4 protein-coding genes and 1 pseudogene are annotated in these 3,894 nt (G+C 64.0%); all 5 read left to right on the top strand.

The genetic code is table 11. The annotated features are described in order from the left end of the window. Nucleotides 1-124 (top strand): annotated as a pseudogene (locus EN893_RS40080) (NADH oxidoreductase); the annotation flags it as partial. Between the two features lie 215 nt (nucleotides 125-339). Then, nucleotides 340-1,503 (top strand): glycosyltransferase 87 family protein, encoded by a 1,164-nt coding sequence (locus tag EN893_RS22780; RefSeq protein ID WP_127269057.1) that lies wholly within the window; start codon nucleotides 340-342, stop codon nucleotides 1,501-1,503. Further along, entirely contained in the window at nucleotides 1,496-2,485 is a 990-nt protein-coding gene (locus EN893_RS22785; protein ID WP_127269058.1) for a glycosyltransferase family 2 protein, read from the top strand. Before EN893_RS22780 ends, EN893_RS22785 begins: the two co-directional genes overlap by 8 nt. Then, the gene (locus EN893_RS22790; RefSeq protein ID WP_127269059.1) at nucleotides 2,482-3,291 is read left to right on the top strand and encodes a ChbG/HpnK family deacetylase; all 810 of its coding nucleotides are present in this window, start codon (nucleotides 2,482-2,484) and stop codon (nucleotides 3,289-3,291) included. The genes EN893_RS22785 and EN893_RS22790 overlap by 4 nt, the downstream gene beginning before the upstream one ends. Next, entirely contained in the window at nucleotides 3,288-3,698 is a 411-nt protein-coding gene (locus EN893_RS22795; RefSeq protein WP_127269060.1) for a GtrA family protein, read from the top strand. Before EN893_RS22790 ends, EN893_RS22795 begins: the two co-directional genes overlap by 4 nt. The last annotated feature ends 196 nt before the right edge of the window (nucleotides 3,699-3,894 follow it).

Consider the following 3,894-nt stretch of genomic DNA (forward strand, 5'->3'; position numbering starts at 1 on the left):
GGAGCTTTTTTTCGCCGGGGGCTGGTGGACCGGAGTGGAAGCGGTGGTGCCGCTTGCCGAGGCCATGACGCGGGTGCCGGCGGAACTGGCCAAGCCGAACGGCAAGGTGTTCATCCGGCCTTAGGCCAATTCGAAAGGTTCGAGAAGCTTGGACGCGAGGGGGCCTCGGAGTGCTTTGCGTCAGAGATCGCCGGTTATCCGCCGCCTCGGGACCGTCAGGCCGATACCCGCGTCCATCAAGCCCCCTATGCCATGCCGCTGCGTCCGTGATATGCCGCCGCCATCGAATGCCGGGACAGGCTGGACCGAGCTTGTTCCGGGATTGTGTGGGGTGCCTTGATGACGATTTCCAAGCCGGTTTTCGACCGTTTGGGGTTTGGCCTGTGGATCGGAGCGTTCCTGGTCGTTCTTGCCATGGTCCTGCGGTCGCCGTACACGCGGACGGTATGGAAGGCCTATATAGACGGCAGCGAGGCGCTTCTGGCCGGTCTGCCGCTCTACGACACCCAATCCGAGATGGGGTATCTCTACGCGCCGGCCTTTGCCGCGCTCTACACTCCGATAGTCAAGCTCGGTCCGCATCTGGGCGGCGTGGTGTGGCACTCCCTCGGGTTTGCGGTGCTGACCTATGCCGCGATGCGGCAGGTGCGCAAGCTCGGTGGTGGCGAGTTGATGTGGCTGCTTTCTTTCGGCCTCTTCCTCGCTTTGCCGATGGCGCTCGGCGCGATCCGCAACGGTCAGGCGACGATCCTTTTGACCGCCGCTTGCTGGCTTCTCACATTGTCGGCGCTGGAAGGGCGACGGGCGGAGACGTTCTTCTGGGCTTCGCTTGCCATCATCGCCAAGCCGACCGCGATCATAATGCTGTTGTTGGTAGGAGCCCTTCGGCTTCGGTTGATACCGGTGCTGGTGCTGGCGGTGCTGTTCGTGCTCGCACTGCCTTACGCTTTTGCTCCCGCCGGCTATCTCAACGATCAGTATCGTGTCTTCGCCCAGATGTTGACCTCCATGGCCGTCGACAATACCAGCCATTTCGTGTCCACCGATTTCACGGCACCGTTCACCACGATAGGGCTGCCGATACCGGAATTCGGCGCAACGATCGTGCGCATGGTCATGGCCCTCCTTACGCTTTCAGCCGTCATCTGGTTCGACCGCAGGCTCGAAGGGGGAAAGGCAGCGCTGGCGATCTTCCTGACGGCCACTTTCTACATGTGCGTCTTCAACCCGCGCGTCGAGCCCAACACCTTTGCCATGATCGCGGTACCAGCCGGTCTTGCCATCGCCCTGTTGTGGCGCGAAGAACGAGGCGGCGTCCTCGCCTCGGTGCTGTCGATGACGCTGTTCGTGACCGGGCTGAGCGGCGTCGAGCGCCATGTGCACGATTTCCTCTTCCCCTGGTTCCGGCCGGTGGCCGTCACTTTCATCGCCGGTTCGCTGATCTGGTGGTTCTGGGCCAAGGCACGGGAAAAGGTGGTGAATGCGGGAGTCGCGAATGGCTGAGTTGCGACAGAGCCTCGATATCGTTGCGCCATTCTTCAACGAGGCGGCTTCGGCATCGGCCTTCGCGCGCCTGCTCGGCGAGCTCGAAGCGGCCGTGGCACAGCGCTTCGGCATGACCGTGCACAAGATCCTGGTCGATGACGGCAGCCGTGACGACGGCGCCGGACGATTTTCGCAGGCGCTGACGGGATCGTGGGAGATCGTCCGCCTCAGCCGCAATTTCGGCAAGGAAGTCGCTGTGCTCGCCGGCCTCGACCAGTCGCGCGGCGACATGGTGCTGATCATGGACGCCGACCTCCAGCATTCCCTGGACATCAGCCTGAAGCTGATCGCCGAGCTGGTGAACCATCCCGACATCGACGTCGTCTATGCCCAGAACGACCGCCGCGAGGCGAGTTGGCGGCGCAGCCAGCTTGCACGGCTTTTCTACAGCCTGATCAACAGCAGCCAGCGTTTCGACATTCCTGAAAATGCCGGCGACTTTCGCGTCATGCGCGGCGCCGTGGCGCGCGCACTGACCAGCCTGCGTGACAAGCGTCGCTTCAACAAGGGCCTGTTTGCCTGGGCGGGCTTTCGCCAGAAAGCATTGCCCTATTCGCCGGAAGGCCGCGCCAGTGGCACATCGAAATGGAGCCGGCTCAACCTGATCGCCTTCTCGCTCGAAGGGTTCACCTCGTTCTCCGTCATTCCGCTGCGCCTGATCAGTCTTAGCGGGCTGCTCGCGGCGTTGGCCGGCGCGCTCTATGGTGCAAAGGTGTTCTTCGAGGTGATCTTCTACGGCATTGCCGTTCCGGGCTACCCCAGCCTGCTGGTTGCCGTCGTTCTGCTCGGCGGCCTCAACCTGACCCTGCTTGGCCTGATCGGCGAATATGTCTGGGTGACGCTCAGCGAGAGCAAGGATCGGCCGGTCTATCTCGTGCGCGATGTCGTGCGCAGCGATGCCTCCGCCGACCGGCCGGAGCCGGGCTCTTCGAACAGATGACGCGGCGCATTCGCCTGATCGCCGACGATTACGGCCTGGCGCCTGGCGTTTCCGCCGGGATTCTCGATCTTCTCGATCGGGGGCGCCTGACCGGCACCAGCTGCATGACCGGCTTTCCCGAGTGGGCAAAGGAGGCAGAGCGCATAAAACCGCTGTGCGGCCGGGCTGCGGTTGGGCTGCACCTCACCTTGACCGACCAGTTGGCCGTCACCGGCCGGTCGGCCCTGGCGCCGGAAGGCCGGCTGCCACCGCTCCGCGCACTGGCCTTGCCTGTTCTGCGCGGCCGCATCGGCGCCCGCCATGTCCATGCCGAGCTTGACGCCCAGTACAGCCGCTTCGTCGAGGCGCTTGGCCGCCGCCCCGATTTCGTCGACGGGCATCAGCATGTGCATTTCCTTCCCGTCGTGCGCACATGGCTGTGCGCACGGTTTCCAGAAGGCGCCGACAGGCCGGCCCTGCGCGGCGCCCCGACGCTGGCCGCGGGAGCGAAAGTCGCTGCGATTGCCGCGCTCGCCGCCGGGTTCAACCGCTCGATGCAGCGCGCGGGCTTCACCGTTTTCCAGCCGCTCGCCGGCATCTATGACTGGCGGCAACCGGAAAAGTTCGCTGCGGTTCTGCAGGCCGCCGTCGAAGGGTTGCCAGAGCGAGGGCTGTTCATGTGTCATCCCGGCCATGTCGACGAGACGCTGCGCGCGCGCGACATGATGCAAGGTGTGCGCGAGGTCGAATTCGCGGCCCTCGCATCGGACGCGTTCGGAGCCAGCCTGGCCCGCGCCGGCGTCGAGATCTTGGACGGCAAGAGATGAGCGACGCCGATCGGCCCCAGCGTTCGGCCGGCAGCAAGATCGTCCGCTTCGCCATTGTCGGACTGGCGAACACGGCCATCGACCTTGCCAGCTTTTTCCTGCTGCTCAAGCTCGGGGTTCCGCCGGTGCCGGCCAACATCGCTGCCTGGTTCGTCGCCGTCACCTTTTCCTTCGCGGCGAACGGCTTGTGGTCGTTCGAGCGCAATCGAGCCATCCGTTTGCATGACGCGTTCCTTCGTTTCGCCACGCTTGGAGCGCTGATTTCGCTCGGTGTCTCCAGCCTCTCGATCGCGCTGTTCGCCGGCATCATCGGGGTGTGGCCGGCGAAAATCGGCGGCGTCGTGGTGGCGGCGGTGCTGAATTTCCTCGCCGCGCGCTGGTCGATCGAAGGCCGGTTCTTGAGATAGGCGGAATTATTTTTCTTACGAAATTCCGGACGAAGAACCGCTACACACTTTTCCTGGGATTTCTATTCAGCCGGCTCCACATTGGTGTAGGCGGCTTCCTCCAACTCGCGCTTCAGTCGGGCTTCCTCGTGGGTCTTCGGCGTGACGAAGCGGCCAAGCAGGAGATAGGCGACCGGCGTCAGGAACAGCGTCGAGA

Source organism: Mesorhizobium sp. M7A.F.Ca.CA.004.04.2.1 (assembly GCF_004022825.1).
Classification (GTDB): domain Bacteria; phylum Pseudomonadota; class Alphaproteobacteria; order Rhizobiales; family Rhizobiaceae; genus Mesorhizobium.